The sequence below is a fragment of the Burkholderia sp. E168m23 genome, from assembly GCF_016586125.1.
Classification (GTDB): Bacteria; Pseudomonadota; Gammaproteobacteria; order Burkholderiales; family Burkholderiaceae; genus Burkholderia; species Burkholderia orbicola.
Window position 1 is genome coordinate 1 of the sequence record NZ_BCPP01001464.1, and the last position, 1,063, is coordinate 1,063.

Here is a 1,063-nt window from a genome sequence, read left to right on the forward strand (position 1 = left end):
GCCAGGCGGACGGCCAGTTCAAGGTCGTCGCGCAGTCGGAGCAGCCGATCCAGCCGAATCCGTTCCCCAAGGGCTACATGTAATCCGTCAACCGCAGCGGCGCGGCGGCCGATGACGCCGCCGCGCGAGGAGCGTTCGATGTCCGCTACCGATATTTTCAACATCACGCTGATGCAGGGCTTCGCCGGTCTGAGCCTCTTCAGCGTCCTGCTCCTGATGGGGCTCGGGCTCGCCGTGATCTTCGGCCAGATGGGCGTGATCAACATGGCGCACGGCGAATTCATGACGATCGGCGCCTATACGGTCTACCTGTTTTCGTGGTTTTCGCAGAACGTCTGGCACGCGCTCACGCCCGTGTATTTCTTCTTCGCGATTGTCGCGGCGTTCGCGCTGGCCTTCGCGGCGGGCTGGCTCGCCGAATGGGCGCTGATCCGCCATCTCTACAAGCGCCCGCTCGACACGCTGCTCGCCACCTGGGGCCTGAGCCTCGGCATGCAGCAGGTGTTCCGCTCGACCTTCGGGCCGAAGGAGGTGAGTCCGGCGCTGCCCGACTGGCTGATGGGTTCGTGGGAACCTACGCCCGGCCTCGACATTCCGGTGAGCGGCATGTTCGTGATGGGCCTCGCGCTGCTGATGACGGGCGGCCTGCTGCTCGCGCTCTATCGCTCGCGGTGGGGCTTGCGCGTGCGCGCCACGGTCGCGAACCGGCCGATGGCGAACGCGGCGGGCATCAACACGCGGCGCACCGATCGCATGACGTTCGCGATCGGCTGCGGCATCGCGGGCGTGGCGGGCGCGGCCTTCACGGCCATCGGCTCGACGGGACCGACGAGCGGCTCGCTCTATATCGTCGATTCGTTTCTCGTCGTGACGTTCGGCGGCGCGGCCAGCTTGCTCGGTACCGTGGCGTCGGCGTTCGGCATCGCGCAGATGCAGTCGATCAGCGAGTTCTTCCTGTCGGGATCGATAGCGCGCGTGCTCACGCTGCTCACCGTCGTGGTGATTCTCATGCTGCGCCCGCAGGGCCTGTTCGCGTCGAAGGTGCGGCGCGTTTAAGCGTGCG

At 66.6% G+C, this 1,063-nt stretch carries 1 protein-coding gene; it reads left to right on the forward strand.

Going from position 1 to position 1,063, the window contains the following annotated elements; translation table 11 throughout:
- Window positions 1-138 precede the first annotated feature (138 nt).
- Complete coding sequence (gene urtB / locus JMF90_RS38180) at window positions 139-1,056, forward strand: urea ABC transporter permease subunit UrtB (RefSeq protein ID WP_011547490.1); 918 nt, start codon at window positions 139-141, stop codon at window positions 1,054-1,056.
- The last annotated feature ends 7 nt before the right edge of the window (window positions 1,057-1,063 follow it).